This window comes from Ensifer sp. Root127, from assembly GCF_001425225.1.
GTDB classification, from domain to species: Bacteria; Pseudomonadota; Alphaproteobacteria; order Rhizobiales; family Rhizobiaceae; genus Ensifer; species Ensifer canadensis.
Genome location: NZ_LMDX01000023.1, coordinates 339,047 through 355,873, shown reverse-complemented (window position 1 = coordinate 355,873; position 16,827 = coordinate 339,047). Strand labels below are relative to the sequence as shown.

General features: G+C 64.5%; 15 protein-coding genes. 2 read left to right on the top strand and 13 right to left on the bottom strand.

Translation table 11 applies throughout. The features are described 5' to 3' along the window. Window positions 1-54: 54 nt before the first annotated feature. From ASD03_RS23825 to ASD03_RS23810, 4 genes are all read right to left on the bottom strand, one after another. Window positions 55-1,113 carry an ABC transporter ATP-binding protein gene (locus ASD03_RS23825; protein WP_057216898.1) on the bottom strand — a complete coding sequence of 353 codons (1,059 nt, stop codon included), beginning with the start codon at window positions 1,111-1,113 and terminating at the stop codon, window positions 55-57. Window positions 1,114-1,115: 2 nt separating this feature from the next. Then, window positions 1,116-1,904 carry an ABC transporter permease subunit gene (locus ASD03_RS23820; RefSeq protein WP_025430328.1) on the bottom strand — a complete coding sequence of 263 codons (789 nt, stop codon included), beginning with the start codon at window positions 1,902-1,904 and terminating at the stop codon, window positions 1,116-1,118. Then, window positions 1,901-2,785: an ABC transporter permease subunit gene (locus ASD03_RS23815; protein WP_025430329.1), complete on the bottom strand. Its 885-nt coding sequence runs from the start codon at window positions 2,783-2,785 to the stop codon at window positions 1,901-1,903. Before ASD03_RS23815 ends, ASD03_RS23820 begins: the two co-directional genes overlap by 4 nt. 71 nt (window positions 2,786-2,856) lie before the next feature. Continuing rightward, entirely contained in the window at window positions 2,857-3,975 is a 1,119-nt protein-coding gene (locus tag ASD03_RS23810) for an ABC transporter substrate-binding protein (protein WP_057216896.1), read from the bottom strand. 223 nt (window positions 3,976-4,198) lie between these two features. Between ASD03_RS23810 and ASD03_RS23805 the strand changes: the two genes are divergently transcribed. Next, complete coding sequence (locus ASD03_RS23805; RefSeq protein WP_057216894.1) at window positions 4,199-5,683, top strand: PLP-dependent aminotransferase family protein; 1,485 nt, start codon at window positions 4,199-4,201, stop codon at window positions 5,681-5,683. Window positions 5,684-5,815: 132 nt separating this feature from the next. Here ASD03_RS23805 and betA read toward each other — a convergent pair whose 3' ends face one another. From betA to speB, 5 genes are all read right to left on the bottom strand, one after another. Further along, entirely contained in the window at window positions 5,816-7,501 is a 1,686-nt protein-coding gene (betA, locus tag ASD03_RS23800) for a choline dehydrogenase (RefSeq protein ID WP_057216892.1), read from the bottom strand. A 16-nt stretch (window positions 7,502-7,517) separates the two neighbouring features. Further along, a complete protein-coding gene (locus ASD03_RS23795) occupies window positions 7,518-8,981 on the bottom strand; it encodes a cytosine permease (protein ID WP_082557388.1) in 1,464 nt (487 codons plus the stop codon). A 1-nt stretch (window position 8,982) separates the two neighbouring features. Next, window positions 8,983-9,153 carry a hypothetical protein gene (locus ASD03_RS40045; protein WP_107027011.1) on the bottom strand — a complete coding sequence of 57 codons (171 nt, stop codon included), beginning with the start codon at window positions 9,151-9,153 and terminating at the stop codon, window positions 8,983-8,985. A gap of 120 nt (window positions 9,154-9,273) precedes the next feature. Further along, window positions 9,274-10,782 (bottom strand): aldehyde dehydrogenase family protein, encoded by a 1,509-nt coding sequence (locus ASD03_RS23790; protein WP_057216890.1) that lies wholly within the window; start codon window positions 10,780-10,782, stop codon window positions 9,274-9,276. A gap of 27 nt (window positions 10,783-10,809) precedes the next feature. Then, window positions 10,810-11,781 carry an agmatinase gene (gene speB, locus ASD03_RS23785; RefSeq protein WP_057216888.1) on the bottom strand — a complete coding sequence of 324 codons (972 nt, stop codon included), beginning with the start codon at window positions 11,779-11,781 and terminating at the stop codon, window positions 10,810-10,812. Window positions 11,782-11,872: 91 nt separating this feature from the next. On the opposite strand from speB, the gene ASD03_RS23780 reads away from it, so the two are divergent. After that, window positions 11,873-12,805, top strand: coding sequence for a LysR family transcriptional regulator (locus tag ASD03_RS23780; RefSeq protein ID WP_057216886.1), 933 nt, complete (start codon window positions 11,873-11,875; stop codon window positions 12,803-12,805). Window positions 12,806-12,983: 178 nt separating this feature from the next. On the opposite strand, the gene ASD03_RS23775 is transcribed toward ASD03_RS23780, so the two are convergent. Genes ASD03_RS23775 through ASD03_RS23760 form a run of 4 tightly spaced genes read right to left on the bottom strand, consistent with a single transcriptional unit; the run spans window position 12,984 to window position 16,819 of the window. Continuing rightward, window positions 12,984-14,000 carry an ABC transporter ATP-binding protein gene (locus ASD03_RS23775; protein ID WP_025430337.1) on the bottom strand — a complete coding sequence of 339 codons (1,017 nt, stop codon included), beginning with the start codon at window positions 13,998-14,000 and terminating at the stop codon, window positions 12,984-12,986. Next, entirely contained in the window at window positions 13,997-14,992 is a 996-nt protein-coding gene (locus ASD03_RS23770; protein WP_057207128.1) for an ABC transporter ATP-binding protein, read from the bottom strand. Before ASD03_RS23770 ends, ASD03_RS23775 begins: the two co-directional genes overlap by 4 nt. Next, on the bottom strand, window positions 14,985-15,893 hold the full coding sequence (locus tag ASD03_RS23765) for an ABC transporter permease (RefSeq protein WP_025430339.1): 909 nt from the start codon (window positions 15,891-15,893) through the stop codon (window positions 14,985-14,987). Before ASD03_RS23765 ends, ASD03_RS23770 begins: the two co-directional genes overlap by 8 nt. Beyond that, window positions 15,884-16,819: an ABC transporter permease gene (locus ASD03_RS23760; RefSeq protein WP_025430340.1), complete on the bottom strand. Its 936-nt coding sequence runs from the start codon at window positions 16,817-16,819 to the stop codon at window positions 15,884-15,886. The genes ASD03_RS23765 and ASD03_RS23760 overlap by 10 nt, the downstream gene beginning before the upstream one ends. Window positions 16,820-16,827: the final 8 nt, after the last annotated feature.

Genomic DNA, 16,827 nt, shown 5'->3' with positions numbered 1-16,827 from the left:
GGTGCCGGTTCCTCCGCAAGATAATCGTGTTGGTTGACGGGCGATCCGCCGCCGTCAGGCGGCCAGCACCAGCAGGTCGCGATCCGAAACGCTGACCTCGACTGGCGCGCCGATCGCCGGCGGCGGCCTGTCGGGCTGGTTGAACGTATCGAGCGAGAGGAGCTGGCCGGCGACCGCGACGCGGACGCGGATCACCGAACCGAGGAAATGCACCTCGGCGATATGGCCGGAGAGAACGACATTGCCGTCCTGCTTGCGCCCCAACGCCACCGTTTCCGGCCTAAGCGCCAGGCTGATGCGGTCGCCGGAACGCCCCGCCAGCGTCCGGTTCAGCGCCACCGGCACGTCGCCCAGCCGGATCCGGCCGGCAGCGGCGTCCGTGAGCTCGGCGTCGATGAGGTTCAGCGTGCCGACGAACTCGGCCACGAAGCGCGTTGTCGGCCGGTTGTAGATCTCGAACGGGGTTCCGACCTGGTCTGCCACGCCCTGATGCATGACCACGACGCGATCCGACATGGAGAGCGCCTCTTCCTGGTCGTGCGTGACGAAGATGGTGGTGATGCCGAGGTCGCGCTGGATGCGGCGGATCTCCTCGCGCAGGCTGACGCGGATTTTCGCGTCGAGCGCCGAGAGGGGCTCGTCGAGAAGCAACACCTGCGGGCGCACGGCAAGCGCTCGGCCCAGCGCCACGCGCTGCTGCTGGCCGCCGGACAGCTGGAAGGGATAGCGGCCGCCCAGCTGCGGCAGGCCAATCAGCTCAAGCATCTCGGCGACCCGGGTGCGGATCGCGGCCTTGCCCTCGCCCGCCACCTTGAGGCCGAAGCCGATATTGTCGGCCACCGTCAGGTTGGGGAACAACGCGTAGGCCTGGAAAACCATGCCGATGTTGCGCCGGTTGGCGGCAATGCGGGTCACGTCCCGCCCGTCGATGCGGATCGAACCGGAAGTCGGCGTTTCGAACCCCGCCACCATGCGCAGCACCGTGGTCTTGCCGCAGCCGGAAGGACCGAGGAAGGAGACGAACTCGCCTTTTTCGATGCCAAGATTGAAATCCTTGACGACGCGCGTCGCGCCGAAGGATTTTTCCAGATGATGAATGTCGAGAAAGGCCATGGTCAGCGCCTCACGGTGGAGAATTTGGAAAAGCGGGTGAAAAGCTGCATCAATCCCATGCAGGCCCAGGTGATGGCGAAGGCGACCACGGCGAGTGCCGAGGGCTCGTATGCCCGGTTGCCGCCCATCCACACCATGTAGGGACCGAAGGAATTGACGTTGAGGAGTGCTGCGAAGACGTATTCGCCGATGACGATGGCGAAGGTCAGGAATGCCCCCGACATGACCGAGACGAAGACGTTCGGCAGGATGACGGCGGCGAGGATGCGCGCCCAGCCGGCCCCGAGGCTTTGCGCCGCCTCGGTGAGGCTCGCGATGTCGATGGTGCGAAGGCCGGTGTCCACCGAGCGGTACATATATGGCAGCGACAGCGTCGCGTAGCCGAACAGCAGCAGGATGTTCGTACCCCACCAGCTTCCCGTCAGCGGCAGGATCGAGGAAGTGTTGTAAATGCGGATATAGCCGAAGACGATGACGATCGGCGGAATGACCAGCGGCAGCAGCGTGATGAATTCCACAACCGGGCGCAGGCCCGGTAGGCGCAGCCTGACGAAATAGGCCGTCGGCACGACGATCAGGATGCCGAGCACGATGGTCAGGAGCGCCAGTACGACCGAATAGCCGAAGGTCTGCTGGAACTGCGGATCGGCCAGCACGACACGGTAGGCCTCGAAACTGTATTCGCCGCGCGTCATGCGCATCGAGAAATCGAACATGCCGAGGAGCGGCAGCAGGAAATAGAGCCCGCCGAGAGCGACGGCGAGCCAGGACCAGAGGCGTTTTCCCGTCATTTTACCCACCGTTCGGCGCGCATGCGCAGGAGGATGTAGATGCCGTTGGCGATGCCGGTCAAAACGATCATGGCAAAGGCGATGGCATAACCGAGGTGCGGATCGTTGAGCACGTCGCCGCGGATCTGGGCGAAGAGCACGATGGGCGCGATGGAGAGCGACGAGCCGGTGAGCGCGATGGCGGTTGCAACGGCGCCGAAGGCATTGGCGAAGAGCAGGGCCAGCGTGCCGAGCAGCGACGGCCAGAGCACCGGCAGCGCCACCAGGCGCCAATACTGGAAGCCGCTCGCGCCCAGACTTTCGGCCGCCTCGCGCCATTCGCGCCGCAACCCGTCCAGCGCCGGCGTGATGATCAGCACCATCAGCGGGATCTGGAAATAGAGATAGGTGAGTGCCAGGCCGAGGAACGAGACGATGTTGAAGCCGGAGCCGTAGAGGTTGATGCCGAACCAGTTGCGCAGCAGCATCGTCACGAAACCGAGGCGACCGAGTGTGGCGATGAAGGCAAAGGCGAGCGGCACGCCGGCGAAATTCGAGGCGACGCCGGAAAAGGTGAGTATCCCGTTGCGCAGTGGGCGCGGCAGGTCGCCGAGCGAGATGGCGGCGGCGATGAGGAAACCGATCACGCAGCCGAGCACCGCCGTCAGCAGGCTGAGTTCGATGGAGATCCAGAAGGCTCCCCGGATCGACGGCGAGAAGAGCTTGCCGATGTTTTCCAGCGTTGCCTGCCCGTCCGTGTTGCGGAACGCGCCGACGACGATGTTGAACGTCGGCAGGATCAGGAAAAGCAGAGCGAAGATGAAGAAGGGGGCAACCCCGAACCAATTGCGAACCTGCCGCGGCCTGAGGGCGGCCGGCAGGGATGCGGCGCTTGTCGTCATCGGATTTTTCCCTGAGGGTGGAGCCGCGAGAGGCTCCGCGGCAAGCGGAGCCTCTGTAGCAAACGCGAACCCTATTTCACGTTGGCGCCGACGACCTTGTCCCAGCCTTCGACGATGGCGGTCTTGTTGGCGGAGAGCTCCTCGACGCTCGGGAAGATGGCCTTCTCATAGGCTTCCGCCGGCGGCAGCTTGTCCAGAAGCGCCTGGGGGAACTTGCCGGCCTTCAGCATGGCGTTGAAGCGCGCCGGGTGGCAGTAGCCCTTAAGCCAGCCGATCTGGCCCTCGTCGGAATAGAGATACTCCATCCAGAGCTTGGCGGCGTTGGGATGCGGCGCATAGGCCGAGATCGCCTGCACATAGACACCGGCCACCACGCCGCTTGCCGGAACGACCACGTCCATTGGCGGGTTGCCCTTCAGGCCGTCGCGCCAGGCGAGCAGGTTGTAATCCCAGGCCGCGACGATCGGGGTCTGGCCTTGCGCGATGGTGCCGGCCTTTCCGAGTACCGGCACGAAGTTGCCAGCCTTGTTCAGCTCCGCGAAGAGTTCCAGCCCCTTGGCGCCGGAATCGGCACCGGGCTTCGCACCGCGCGAAACGCCCGCAGACATCAGCGCGAGGATCGCCTGCGCCGAGGAGCGCGGATCGCCCGTCAGCGCCACGGCGCCGGAGTATTCGGACTTGGCGAGATCCGACCAGTCGGCCGGCGCGGTTGCAAGCAGGTCCTTGTTCACGCCGAAGGCCATGACGCCGTAGTAGTCGCCGTACCAATAGCCCTTTTCGTCCTTGATGTTGGCCGGGATCTCGTCCCAGGTCGCCACCATGTAGGGCTGAAGCAGGCCCTCTGCAGCGGCGGCCGGCGCGAAGGCGAGGCCGAGGTCGACGACATCGGGCGCCTGCGAACCGGTATTGCCCTTGTTGGCCCGGATCGCTTCCAACTCATCGGCTGTGCCGGCGTCGGGGTTCAGCTCGTTGACGGTGATGCCCGGATACTTGGCTTTGAAACCGGTAATGACTTCGCCGTAATTGCACCAGTCATGTGGCAGCGCGATCACCGTCAGCATGCCTTCCTTGGTGGCGGCATCCACGAGGTCCTGCGGGGCTTCCGCACGGGCAAGCCCCGGTAGCGCGACCGCAAGGGCAAGCGTGGAGACGAACGCGCGGCTCGCGGCGCGGGATACGTAGCGTTTCATGGAGTCCTCCTGTTGACCGTCTGCGACGGTTCGTGGGCGATGGCTGCGTGCTGTCATTGCATCCGGTCGTCGGCGTCGCCGCCCTTCCGGTTCCCCTTGCACCTGTCTGCGTCCTCGGGAGCTGCATCGGTGCGTTTTTATGTAAGGGCAGGATGTAACAATTGGACAACAATCAAACGTCCATTATGGTGCATTTGACTGTACCAATATTCGGAGGCACGCCTTGGCCAAACAGTTCGAAGGCCCGATCCTGCCCTTCCTTCGCCTCGACGCTGCAAGCGCCCTGCCGAAATTCCGCCAGGTGCAGGACCAATTGCGCATGGCGATCCTGCGCGGGCACCTGCGCGCGGGGACGCGCCTGCCGGCAAGCCGCATCCTTGCCGAGGAACTGGACCTGTCGCGCCAGACCCTGGTGCGGGTGCTGGAGAACCTGAGGGCGGAGGGATATCTGGAAGCACGGCAGGGCGCTGGCACCTTCGTCTCGGCGGCCCTGCCGCGCCAACTGACGAAACCGCGCCTCACACCTGTCCGTAGCGACGCGCCGGATATCGCAGCGCCCCGGCTGTCGCGGATCGGCGAACTGTCGCGCGAGGTGTCGGCCGAAATCGGCCAGATGGAGCATAAGCCCTTCCTGCCCAACCAACCGGCGCTCGACCGCTTTCCCTTCGCCGTTTGGCGCAAGTGCTGGAATGCGGTAACGCGCAGCGGCAAGGCGGTGGCCATGGGCTATGGCGATATCGCCGGCGAGCTGGTGCTGCGCCAGAGGATCGCCGAATATCTGGCGCTTCACCGGCGCGACCCTTGCGATCCGGAACAGATCGTCATCACCCCTGGCGGGCATGCCGCCTTCACGCTCGCTGCGCTCGCGCTGGCCGATCCCGGCGACGGCATCTGGTTCGAGGATCCCGGCCCGGTGACGACCAGCAACCTGTTTCGAACGCTCGGGCTGCGCCTCTGCCCTGCCGATGTCGACGCTGACGGCATGGACATCGCGGGCGCCATGGCGCGCCATCCCGACGCGCGTCTCGCCTTCGTCATGCCGTCGCGTCACCACCCGCTCGGGGTGACGCTGTCGCTGCCGCGCCGGCTCACGCTCCTGGAATGGGCACGAACGAACGACACCTGGATCATCGAGGACGATTATGACAGCGAATTCCGCTACGACGGTGCACCACTCCCCTCCATGCGGTCCATCGACAGCCATGACCGGGTCATCTATGCGGGCAGTTTCAGCAAGGCGCTCTATCCCGGCATTCGCGTCGGGTATCTCGTGCTGCCGCCGCAGCTCGTCGGCTCCTTCCGCAGCCTTTCGGGACTGATCCACCGCAGCGTCCCGGTGGAAACCCAGCTCGCCCTTGCCGAATTCATCGGCGGCGGCCACTTTGCCAGCCACCTGCGCCGCATGCGCGGCCTCTATGCGGAGCGCCGCGCGGTGTTCGTGGAGGCCGGACGGGCGACGCTCGCCGGCCTCGCGCGCATTGACTGCTCCGACAGCGGGCTCAACGCGCTTGCCTGGCTGGAGGATGGCCGGAACGACCGGGCCGTGCACGCCGCCGTCCGCGATGCCGGGCTGCAATGTTACCCACTGTCCGACTATACGATCGCAACACCCCGGCCGGGCGCCCTCATCCTCGGCTATGCGGGCGTTCCGACAGACCGCATGAAGCCTCACCTTCTTCGCCTGGCCGAGGCGATCGCCCGCACATGACGGCGCAACGGGCGACCATGCGGCTCAGGAACGCCTCGATGGCGATAGCCCAGTCCTGCGGCTCCTCGGTGTCGTCGCAATCCCGTCGGGCGATTATATAGCCTATGCCGCGCAACATCGCCGCCACCGAGCTCAGTGCCGGACGGCGCGCACGGGCGTACCGCTGCGCTGGGTCACCCCGACGCCGGGCGCAATACCCACGTCCGCATTGGAGGCGGCGAGCATCGGATTGCCGCGCACGATGTCGGAGGCGCGCTCGGCCAGCATGATCGTCGGCGCGTTGAGATTGGCGTTCGGCTCCGTGGGGAAGACGGAACTGTCAATGACCCGCAGTCCCGCGATGCCGCGCACCTTCAGGTCGCTGTCGACCACCGCCATGGCATCCTCGCCCATGCGGCAGGAGCCGCAGGGGTGATAGGTGCTTTCCATCGTCTCGCGCACCCAGGCGTCGATCTCGTCATTGCTGCGCACATTGGTGCCGGGAGCGATCTCCTCGCCACGGAAGCGGTCGAAGGCCGGCTGGGCGATGATTTCGCGCGTCAGTCGCAGGCAGCGGCGGAAGCCTTCGCGGTCCTCCTCGCGGTCGAGATAATTGAAGAGGATGTCCGGCTGCTCGTGCGCCTCCGGCGAACGCAGACGGACATGGCCCCGGCTCTTCGGCTTGTTCGGCCCGGTGAGCACCATGAAGCCGTGGCCCTCGAGCGGCTTCTTGCCGTCGTAGCGCATGGCGGCGGGCAGGAAATGAAACTGGATGTCCGGCCATTCGAGCGCGACATCGGAACGGATGAAACCGCCGCTCTCGAAATGGTTGGAGACTGAAAGTCCCTTCTTGAACAGCAGCCATTCCGCACCGATCAGGGCACGGCTGAGAAGGCCCATCTTGCCGTTGAGCGTGATCGCCTCCTTGCAGGCATATTGGATATAGACCTCGGAATGGTCCTGCAGGTTCTCACCGACGCCCGGCAGATCGTGCAGCACCGCGACACCCGCCTTTCGCAGTACCGCCGCCGGGCCGATGCCTGAGCGTTGCAACAGGTGCGGAGAGCCGATCGGACCGGAGGAGATCAGCACCTCGCGGCTGGCCTTCGCCACGACGCGCGTGCCGCCAAACTCATATTCGACACCGACGGCGCGTTTCCCCTCAAGGATCACACGCCGCGTCATGGCGTGGGTTATGACCGTGAGGTTCGGCCGGCTCATCGCCGGCTTCAGATAAGCGTTGGCCGTCGACCAGCGCACGCCGTCCTTCACCGTCATATGCATCGGCCCGAAGCCTTCCTGCATATGGCCGTTCGGGTCGGCGGTGGCGATGTAGCCGGCCTCGCGGCCGGCATCGACGAAGGCGCGGTAAAGCGGGTTCTGCATGCGGTTGCCGGCGTTGGTGGCGAGCGGACCGGAAGCGCCGCGATAGGCGTCGCCCCCGTCCTGCCAGCTTTCGGCACGCTGGAAATAGGGCAGGCAATTGGCATAGCGCCAGCCGCGCGCGCCCCGCTCCTCCCACTCGTCGAAGTCGCGGGCGTGGCCGCGCATGTAAACGAGCCCGTTGATCGAGGACGAACCGCCGATGACTTTCCCGCGCGGGCAGTGTACCCGGCGACCGTCGAGGCCGGGTTCCGGCAGAGTCATGTATTTCCAGTTGTACTTCGTGCCATTCATCGGGATGGAGAGCGCCGTCGGCATCTGGATGAAAATCGACTTGTCGCTGCCGCCGTATTCCAGCACGAGGACTTTCGTGGCCGGGTCTTCCGAGAGCCGGTTGGCGAGCACGCAGCCAGCCGAACCGGCACCGATGATGATGTAGTCGTATGTGTCGGTCATGACGGTTTTCCCAAGGTTACGGATACTGGCCCCAGCCTCGCCCGCGGGCGAAGAGCCGGGTCAGGACGTAGTGGACCGCACCTGCCGCGACACAGGCGGGTATGGAGGCGGTCAGGTACTTGAAGGCCGGCAGGCTCGCGAGCGTCTGCGGATTGAAGATGACGACGTAGACGATGCAGCCGACGGCAAGGGCGAGGAGCCCGATGGGATTGAAGCCTCCCCAGAAGCGGTAGGGACCGTTTTGCTGGGGGCCATGCAGGCTGCGCATGTCGAGCTTCTGGCCGCGCAGGAAGAAATAATCGACGATGCCGATGCCGGCGAGCGCAGAATTGAGCGCCGAGGTCCAGACGAGGAAAATGAAGAAGCCGTCGTACATCTGCGGATAGAACACCACCAGGCCGAGCGGGATGAGGCAGAACAGGAAGAGGACCGTGCCCCAGGGAATGCGGCGCACAGACGCCGTGCCGACCTGGCGCAGCCCGACGATGGAGGTGTAGAGGATGTTCGCCATCGAGGTCATGTTGGCGAAGGCGACGAAGAGCAGGGCAATGATGCCGATGACCGGACCGGCGATCTTGGTCATCCAGATCGTCGGATCGCTTTCGCCGAGTGAGACGGCCGCAAGCAGACCGACGATTTCGCCAAGGGCAGCCGCCCCGAAGATGCCGAGGATGTTCGGCCAGAAGGCGGTCCGTTCGTTCTTGGTGAGGCGCGCCAGGTTGCCGATATAGGGCCACCAGGAGAAGCCGGCGGCCAGATTGACCTCCACCGCGACGATGAAGTTCAGCGTATTGTCCTCGAAGGGCGGATCGAGCGCCGGCAGCGCCAGAAGCTCGCTGAAAGACCGCTGACTGAGGATGAGGTAGAGCATCACGCCCATCAGGATCACCAGGGCCGGTGACACGACCATGTTGAAGAACTTGATCGAGGTTGGGCCCTTGGCGACGATGAACCAGGTGACGAGGATGGCGCCGATCGCGGCAATGACCATCTTGACGCCAGTCGGGTTGGCCGCCTCACCGGCGCTGAGCGCCATCAGGCCGTCGATCGAGCGGCCGAACATCATGGCGAGCACCGCCAGCCAGCCCATGGTGAGCAGCACCACGGCCAGAACGTAGACAACGCGGCTACCGTTGTAGCCGAACTGGCTGCGCAGCGCGATGAACTGTTCGACACCGTAGCGCCCGGACATGCAGGTGGTAGCGAGCGACGTCAGCACCACGCCAACGATGTTGCCGATGACGATCGCGGCGATACCTTCCTTCGGCCCGATGAACAGGCCAATCGCGCCGCCAATGAGGAAGGCCCAAGTGGCGATGGCAAGCGCCGAATTGGCATAGGTGAATTCCCAGAAGCCCCAGAGCCTCTCGGAGGGCAGGAGCGGCGCATCACCGCGCTCGGCAGCGGCGCTGTGGCGGGTGGCGTCCTCGCGTTCGATTTCTGCGGCCGAGAGACCGCCACGGGCGACATGGTCGGTCATCTCAGGCCCCCCAGATCCAGAAGGCGGCGACGAGCACGACCGTCAACACGGTCATGCCGGTATAGTCGAGCGCAGTCATCGTGCCCTCGAAGCGGTGCCCCGCCTCGATATCCTCATAGATGCGGGCGCGGCGCGCCAGCTCGTTTTGCCAGGCGGTATCGTTGTCTTCCATTGTCGTTCCCCTTGTCGCGTCGCGCCTTCTGGCGTCTTTCCGCGAGAAATGCGGCTCCATCAGCCGCCGATCCTTGGAACCGGCCGCCCATGGGCGACGGCCGGGCGATGTGTCAGGGCCTCATGGCAGCGTGATCCAGACAGCCTTCGTTTCCATCAGGTAATCCAGCTGCTCCGGCCCCAGATCCTTGCCGAAGCCCGATGCCTTGAAGCCGCCGAACGGCATGGAGGGATCGATGGTGCTGTGGGCGTTGACGTAGATCGAGCCGGCGTTAAGGCGCGGAATAAGCCCATGCACACGGGACAAGTCGTTCGAGTAGATGGCGGCGGCGAGGCCGAAAGCGGAGTCGTTCGCCAGCGCGACCGCGTCGTCCAGTTCGTCGAAGGCATCGGTCACAAGCACCGGGCCAAAAATCTCCTCCCGCACGATGCTCATCTCGGGTTTGCAGCGGGCGAAGATGGCGGGCTCGATGAAATGGCCCGGCCGATCGGGGCTGCCGCCCCCATGGATCAGTTCGGCGCCTTCGCGGCGGCCGGCCTCGATATACGCAGAAACGACCTTCTTCTGCTGCGCCGACACCAGGGGGCCGATATAGCAGTCGCGGTCCAGTCCGGGCGCGACCTTCAGCGTGCGGGTGACGGCGACCAATTCGTCGAGGAAGGCGTCATGGACCGAGCGCTGGACATAGACGCGCGTGCCGGCGTCGCAGACCTGTCCGGAGTTGAAGAATACGCCGTTGACCACCGCGCGGGCCGCACTTGCCAGATCCGCATCGTCGAGCACCAGGACGGGGGATTTGCCGCCCAGTTCCAGCGTGACATGCTTGAGATGCCCGACGGCCGTGCGCCCGACCTCCTGGCCGACCGGCGTCGAGCCGGTGAACGTGACCTTGTCGATGCCGGGGTGGGCCGACATGGCCGCGCCGATCACGCTGCCCCGGCCCGTTACAATGTTGACCACACCGTCCGGAATGCCGGCGTCCTGCACCAGTTCGCCGAAGCGCAGGGTCGCAAGCGAGGTCAGCTCGGCCGGCTTGACGATAGTGGTGCAGCCGACTGCAAGGGCAGCTGCAAGCTTCCAGGCCATGGTCTGGAGCGGGAAATTCCACGGCACGATGGCCGCGACGACGCCCAGGGGCTCCTTGCGGGTATAGGCCAGGTAATTGCCCGGCAGGGACGGCTCGACCGTGCGCCCATGCAACTTGGAGGCCCAGCCGGCGAAATATCGGAAGGTATCGATCGTGCCCTGAACGTCGACCTCTCTGGCGAATGTCACCGACTTGCCCATGTCGATGGCTTCGATCTCCGCCAGTTCGTCGGCGTGCGCTTCGATCAGGTCTGCGAGGCGGTGGATCAGGCGCTCGCGTTCGAGCGGCTTGAGGCGGCGCCAGGCGCCCCCATCGAACTGGCGGCGCGCCGCCTTGACGGCGCGGTCGAGATCCTCGGTCGTGCCTGACGGCACCCGGGTTACCAGGCCGCTCGTGGAAGGTTCGAAAACGTCGAAGGTTGCACCGTTGCCGCTGTCGACCCAGGCTCCGTCGATGAACATCTTCTGGGGCTTCGCCAGAAACCGCCGGGTCGCGTCGCTGACGCCGTATTGATCCAGATAATTGCGGACGTTTTCGTCCATGTCGTGTCCTCCTCGTAGGCCTGGGCCTCACGTTCCCCTTGCATGCATGACGCGACCGATGAGGTTCATGAGCACCTGTGCGGCCAAAGTGGATGTTGAACCGGAATGATCGTAGTCCGGTGCAACCTCTACGAGATCGATGCCGACGACCGTGCCGCGCTTGACAAGCGCGGCGAGAATTTCCAGCACTTCGTAGTAGATGAATCCGCCATGCGACGGCGTGCCGGTGCCCGGCGCGATCGACGGATCGAAGCCGTCGATGTCGATGGTGACGTAGTAGCGCGCGCCGGGCGGCACCCGTTCGGCCACCGCATCCGTGCCGAGCGCGCGGATCTGGCGCACCGAGAGGATGTCGGAGCCCATCTTGCGGGCATCTTCGTAACCTTCCTTGGCGGTGGAGGAGACATTGCGGATGCCGAACTGCGACAGGCCGCTGACATAGGGCTTTTCGGCGGCGCGGCGCATCGGGTTGCCGTGGCCGTAGCGCACGCCATGGCGCTCGTCGACGAAATCGAGATGGGCGTCGATCTGGACGATGTGGATCGGGCCGTTCTTTTCGCAGTCCTCGGCAAAGGCGTTGACGCAGGGGATGTTGACGGAATGGTCGCCGCCCAGCACCACCGGCAGCGCGCCGGCAGCCAGGATCTTGCGCACGCCGAATTCGATATTGGCGTGGCTCTTCATCGTGTCGGTGTGGACGATGTCGGCATCGCCGATATCGACGATCGAGACCTCACCGCTCGGCAGATAGGTGACGTCGTCCTCGTGATCGTAGGCGCCGCCGTGGCCGAAGGAAAACAGCGTCGAGGCTTCGCGGATCGAGCGCGGCCCGAAACGGGTGCCCGCCCGCCACTGCGTGCCACAGTCGAACGGTGCGCCGAGGATCGCCACATCGGCGTCGATGGCGTCCCAGTCCGGCTGGTAGGGATATTTGCCGAACGTGCAGATGCCGACAAACGGCAGGTTCAAACGTCCGGTTTCGTAGGAATTGCTGGCCATGTCACCCCTCCATAGGTGGAAGGAGTGTGCCGGAGGCAGATACATTTAAAAGCATCTATGATTGCATGTTCACTTGTGCATTAATCAATGCATGATCAACAAGGTCCGCCACCGCGTCCTCCATCTCTCGCTCGGCGATGCCGAGCTTCGGCTCCTGCGGGTCTTCGCTTCGGTCGTGCAGCACGGCGGTTTTTCCGCCGCGCAATCAGCGCTGGGCATGACGCAGGCGACGATCTCCACCCATATGCGCCATCTGGAAGAACGTCTCGGCCTGCGCCTGTGCAGCCGTGGACGCAGCGGCTTCCTGCTCACCGACGAGGGGCGGCTCGTCTACGAGGCGGCCCTCGAACTCTTCGGCTCGCTGGAAAAATTCCAGGGCCGTATCGGCGAGGCGCAGGGGGAGCTTACCGGCAGCCTCAGCTTCGGCACCGTGGACGCCATGATCACCAACCGCAACCTCGACCTCCAGGGCGCGCTCGCCGCCTTTCATGCCAAGGCGCCGCGGGTGCACCTGGAAATCGACGTCGCCGCGCCGCAGGTACTGCATCAGGGCCTGCTGAACGGCACCTACCAGATCGTGCTCATGCCGTCCGTCGGCAGCGTCACGCCGCATTTCCGCAGCCAGCCGGCGTTTTCCGAGATGCAGAAGCTCTACTGCGCCGAGGGGCATCCGCTCTTCGCGACACCCGATGGCGACCTAACCGACGCCGTTCTGGAGACACAATCCTTCGCCGGGCGCACCTACATGCTGAACGAGACGATCTGCGGCGTGAACTTCACCTGGGCGGCCGCGACCCCGCATATGGAAGGGACCCTGCTGCTGCTCCTATCCGGCGCCTATATCGGCTTCCTGCCCGACCACTACGCAGACGAATGGGTGCGCGATGGCCGCCTGCGGCTGCTCGCCCCCGAGCGCATGAGCTTCGAAGACCTCTTCCACATCGCCTACCCGCGCAACAAACCCTCCCGGGCAGCCGAGACCATGGCGCAGGCGATTACCGAAAGCGTGCGTAAGCCGAGCTGACACCGATGACGTTCTGGGAAATGGCGGATCTGGATTGAGCGATTGTCGGACAAAAAAAAGCCCCGCCTGATGGCGGGGCAGGCGCGCGTCCTGATCAGGGGGACGCGAGGGAATGGCAACTTCTAAAGTCGCAGAAAGCGCCGCCGACAACGCTTCGTCGGCGAGCAGCCCTCGCGCTTCACGCGACCGATGCCTCGGGCTGAAGGAGCGCCGATCGCTTGCCTCGATGAAGATCCCGCGCAAAAATGCAGGCGGCGCTGTGGCCCGGCGAAAGGCCATGGGACGGCGGTATAGCCTTGGCACAGTCGTCCACCGCCAGGGGGCAGCGCGTTCGGAACCGGCAGCCGGACGGTGGGTTTGTCGGACTGGGGACTTCGCCAATCATCAACGGCCCCTTGCGGAGCTTCTCGACACGCGGATCCACCTCCGGTGCTGACGCCAGCAGCATCTGCGAATAGGGGTGGCCCGGATGGTCGTAAAGTTCCTGGGACGGACCATGCTCGACGATCTTGCCGAGATACATCACATAGACCCGCGAAGCCGCCTGCCGCACCAGTGCAAGATCATGGGCGATGAACAGGCATGCCACGCCCAGATCCTTCTGCAGGCGCAGGAACAGGTTCATCACCTGCGCACGAATGGAAAGATCAAGTGCGCTCACCGGCTCGTCGCAGATCAGCACTCGCGGGTTGACGGCGAGCGATCTGGCGATTGCCACGCGCTGGCGCTGACCACCCGAGAGCTCGCGCGTGTGACGGTCCCTGACCGCGGACGCCAGACCGACCTGATCCAGAAGCTCCTTCGTGCGACGATCCCGCTCCTCGGGCGATCTGGTGCCGGCGATGACAAGCGCTTCATCGATGGCCTCCCCCACCGTCTGGCGATCGTTCAAGGACGAATAGGGATCCTGGAAGACGTATTGCAGCGCCCTACGGCTATCGCGCAGGGCTGCGCCTGAAAGGCCGCTGAGGTCGACGCCGTCGAGCAACACCCGTCCGCTGCTCGCCTTCTCGAGGCCGACGATGGTGCGCCCGAGCGTCGACTTGCCACAGCCGGATTCACCGACCAGCCCGACGATCTCACCGGGATAGAGTTCGATCGAGACATCGTCGACGGCATGGACAAATTTGCCCCGCTGAACGCTCTTGAAGCGCGTCTGGAGATTTTCGACTTTAAGAACCGGTGCGTGTGTCATGCGGCAGCCTTTCCTTGATTGACGACGGGGCAAGCCACGAGAACCGCACCGTCGTCCGACCGGACCAAAGGGGGGCGGCTATTGCTGCATGCGGGGACGGCAAGCTCGCAACGCGGCGCAAGGGCGCAGCCCTTGATCGGCGCGCCGAGCGTCGGCGGAATGCCGGGGAGCCCTCGAAACTCCGACCCAATTGGATCCTCCCGCCTCGGTATCGCGTTGATCAGCCCCCTGGTGTAGGGGTGACGCGGGCTGACGAGGACCTTGTCCACCGGACCGCATTCGGCGGCACGCGCCGCGTACATGACGACGATGTTGTCGGCGGCACCCGCGACCACCCCCATGTCGTGCGTGATCAGCACCATCGCCATGTTGAGACGACGCTGCACGTCCTTCAGCAGCCGCAAGATTTGCGCCTGAACCGTCACGTCGAGGGCTGTCGTCGGCTCGTCGGCGATCAGCAGCTTCGGCTCGCCCGCAAGGGCAATGGCGATGACGATGCGTTGCCTCAACCCGCCCGAAAGCTCGTGCGGGTATTGCCGGAGCCGGGCCACGGGATCGGAGATCCCGACAAGCTTCACGAGCTCGAGGGCACGTGCCTCGGCTGCCCTCGGCGTCATGTCGAGATGCAATTCGGCCATCTCGGCAATCTGCCGCCCGATCCGGCGCACCGGGTTGAGAGCGCTCATCGGATCCTGGAAGATAAAGCCGACGGACTTGCCGCGAAGCTTCTGGATCTCGGGCTCGGGCAGGCCGATCAATTCGCGCCCCTCCAGCTTGACGGAGCCGGAGAGCATCGTCGACACGCCCGTCGGCATCAGGCCAAGCGGTGCGAAGTTCATCACCGTCTTGCCGCTGCCGCTTTCGCCGACGATGGCGAGACATTCACCCTGCCGGACCGAATAGCTGACACCGTCGACGGGGCGGACCGCCGATTTCGCGGTTAGGAGGTCGACCGTCAGATTGCTGACGTTCAGGAGCGGCTCGTCACGCATCGGAATTCTCCTTGCCCCAGCTTGCGACCTCAAGCCGACGCGCTGCGAGCATGCGCCGAGTGAGCGGTTTTGGAATGCGGTTGAGAGCGATGGACTCCCCGAGGGTGTTGAAGCCGATGACGGCGGCCGTGAGGGCAAGCCCCGGCAGCAGAACCTGACGCGGGTCGGATTCGAGATAGGGCAACGCGTCGACGAGCATCTGGCCCCATTCCGGCGTTGGCGGCTGAATGCCGAGGCCAAGGAAGCTCAGCGTCGCAACCGCCAGAGCGGCAGTGCCGGCGTCTGCCGTCGCATAGACCATCACCGAACCGATCGTACCGGGGAGGAGATGGCCGAAATAGATGCGCCAGGGACTGGCTCCCAGCACCCGCAGCGCCTCGATATGAGGTTTACTCATGATGCTGACTGCCACGGCGCGGCTGATACGCCCACTCATGGGCCACCAGGCAAGTGCCAGCGCCAGCACCATCGTCCAGTATCCGGGACCGACGATCCCGATCACGGCCAGCGAGATGATCAGGCTCGGTACGGACAGGCCCACATCAACGATGCGCATCAGGAGGTCGTCCACCCAGCCCCGGTGGTAACCAGCGATCGTTCCGAGCACGATACCGATGGTCATGGCGATACCGAGAACCGAGCCGACGCTCACCAGCGACGTGTTCGCAGCGATAATCAGACGGCTAAACGTATCACGACCGAGGTGATCGGTTCCGAGCCAGTGTGCGGCCGTTGGCCCGAGACCGGCCTCCAGCAGGTTTTGGGCGCTCGAGTCCTGGGGCGCCAGCCAGGGCGCGAAAGTACCCAGAGCAACGAATAGGCCGATGGTAATCAAGGCCGCCCGCGGCATCTTGTTCAATCGGGCCAGGATAGGATTGAGCATGTTCATGATCAGCTCCATTGGCGGCGAATGCGCGGATCGGTCAAAAGAACCGCTAGATCGACGATCAGATTCACCACGATAAAGAAGGTCAGGAAGATGAGCAGGCATGCCTGCACCACCATGAAGTCGCGAAAGCGGACGCCGGCGAGGAAGTAATCCCCAAGACCCTGCCAGGCGAAAAGCGGTTCGACGATGATCGCAGTGGCCGTCATCAGCCCGACCTGGGTGCCGAGCGCGTTGATGAAGAGGGGCGTGATGTTGGGCAACGCCTCGCGGAGCAATATGGCTGTGCGACCAAGACCCTTGCTCTTGGCGGTCAGAACGAAGGGACTCGTCATCGCTTCCTCCAGCCCTACCCGCACGACGCGGCTGAGGACGGCGGCCGGCAGAACGGCGACGGTGAGCCATGGCAGGATCCAGCTTTTGGGGCCGTTGAAACCGAACGACGGTAGAAGCTGGAAGGTGACGGAAAAGCCATAGATCATCAGCGCCCCGACGAAGAACGTCGGCGTCGATGCGCCGAGGAGCGCCAGACCGCGCGATACGCGGTCCGGCAGTTTGTAGGGCCAGAAGGCCCCGAGGAAACCCAAAGCCAGGCTGATGAGGGCGGCGATCACAGCCGAGCCTGCAATCAGTAGCCCGGTCACGAGCATCCGGTTCGCCAGGTCTGCGCTGACGTCCTGTCCCGTTCTGTAGGAAATGCCGAAGTCGCCGCGAACAGCGTCGCCAAGCCAATCCACGTAGCGCATCAGCAGTGGCTTGTGCAGTCCTATCTCTTCGGCGACCTGTTCGACATAGCCCGGTGTAGCGACCGCCCCGCGAAGCTCCGCGATCAGAACCGCAACATTGCCGGGTGCCGACACCACGAGTGTGAAGCAAACCAGGGACGCCATGAACAGAAGGACCAGGGAATGCTTCAGCCGCTTGCTGATGAAGTGGATCAAGGTACCCT

Excerpts from the sequence above, each read along its gene's own strand:
- ASD03_RS40045 (WP_107027011.1), bottom strand. The coding sequence starts at position 9,153 with ATGGAAGACAACGATACCGCCTGGCAAAACGAGCTGGCGCGCCGCGCC.
- ASD03_RS23815 (WP_025430329.1), bottom strand. The coding sequence starts at position 2,785 with ATGACGACAAGCGCCGCATCCCTGCCGGCCGCCCTCAGGCCGCGGCAG.
- ASD03_RS23825 (WP_057216898.1), bottom strand. The coding sequence starts at position 1,113 with ATGGCCTTTCTCGACATTCATCATCTGGAAAAATCCTTCGGCGCGACG.
- ASD03_RS23765 (WP_025430339.1), bottom strand. The coding sequence starts at position 15,893 with ATGGAGCTGATCATGAACATGCTCAATCCTATCCTGGCCCGATTGAAC.
- ASD03_RS23810 (WP_057216896.1), bottom strand. The coding sequence starts at position 3,975 with ATGAAACGCTACGTATCCCGCGCCGCGAGCCGCGCGTTCGTCTCCACG.
- ASD03_RS23795 (WP_082557388.1), bottom strand. The coding sequence starts at position 8,981 with ATGACCGACCATGTCGCCCGTGGCGGTCTCTCGGCCGCAGAAATCGAA.
- ASD03_RS23780 (WP_057216886.1), top strand. The coding sequence starts at position 11,873 with ATGATCAACAAGGTCCGCCACCGCGTCCTCCATCTCTCGCTCGGCGAT.
- speB (WP_057216888.1), bottom strand. The coding sequence starts at position 11,781 with ATGGCCAGCAATTCCTACGAAACCGGACGTTTGAACCTGCCGTTTGTC.
- betA (WP_057216892.1), bottom strand. The coding sequence starts at position 7,501 with ATGACCGACACATACGACTACATCATCATCGGTGCCGGTTCGGCTGGC.
- ASD03_RS23775 (WP_025430337.1), bottom strand. The coding sequence starts at position 14,000 with ATGACACACGCACCGGTTCTTAAAGTCGAAAATCTCCAGACGCGCTTC.
- ASD03_RS23790 (WP_057216890.1), bottom strand. The coding sequence starts at position 10,782 with ATGGACGAAAACGTCCGCAATTATCTGGATCAATACGGCGTCAGCGAC.
- ASD03_RS23770 (WP_057207128.1), bottom strand. The coding sequence starts at position 14,992 with ATGCGTGACGAGCCGCTCCTGAACGTCAGCAATCTGACGGTCGACCTC.
- ASD03_RS23820 (WP_025430328.1), bottom strand. The coding sequence starts at position 1,904 with ATGACGGGAAAACGCCTCTGGTCCTGGCTCGCCGTCGCTCTCGGCGGG.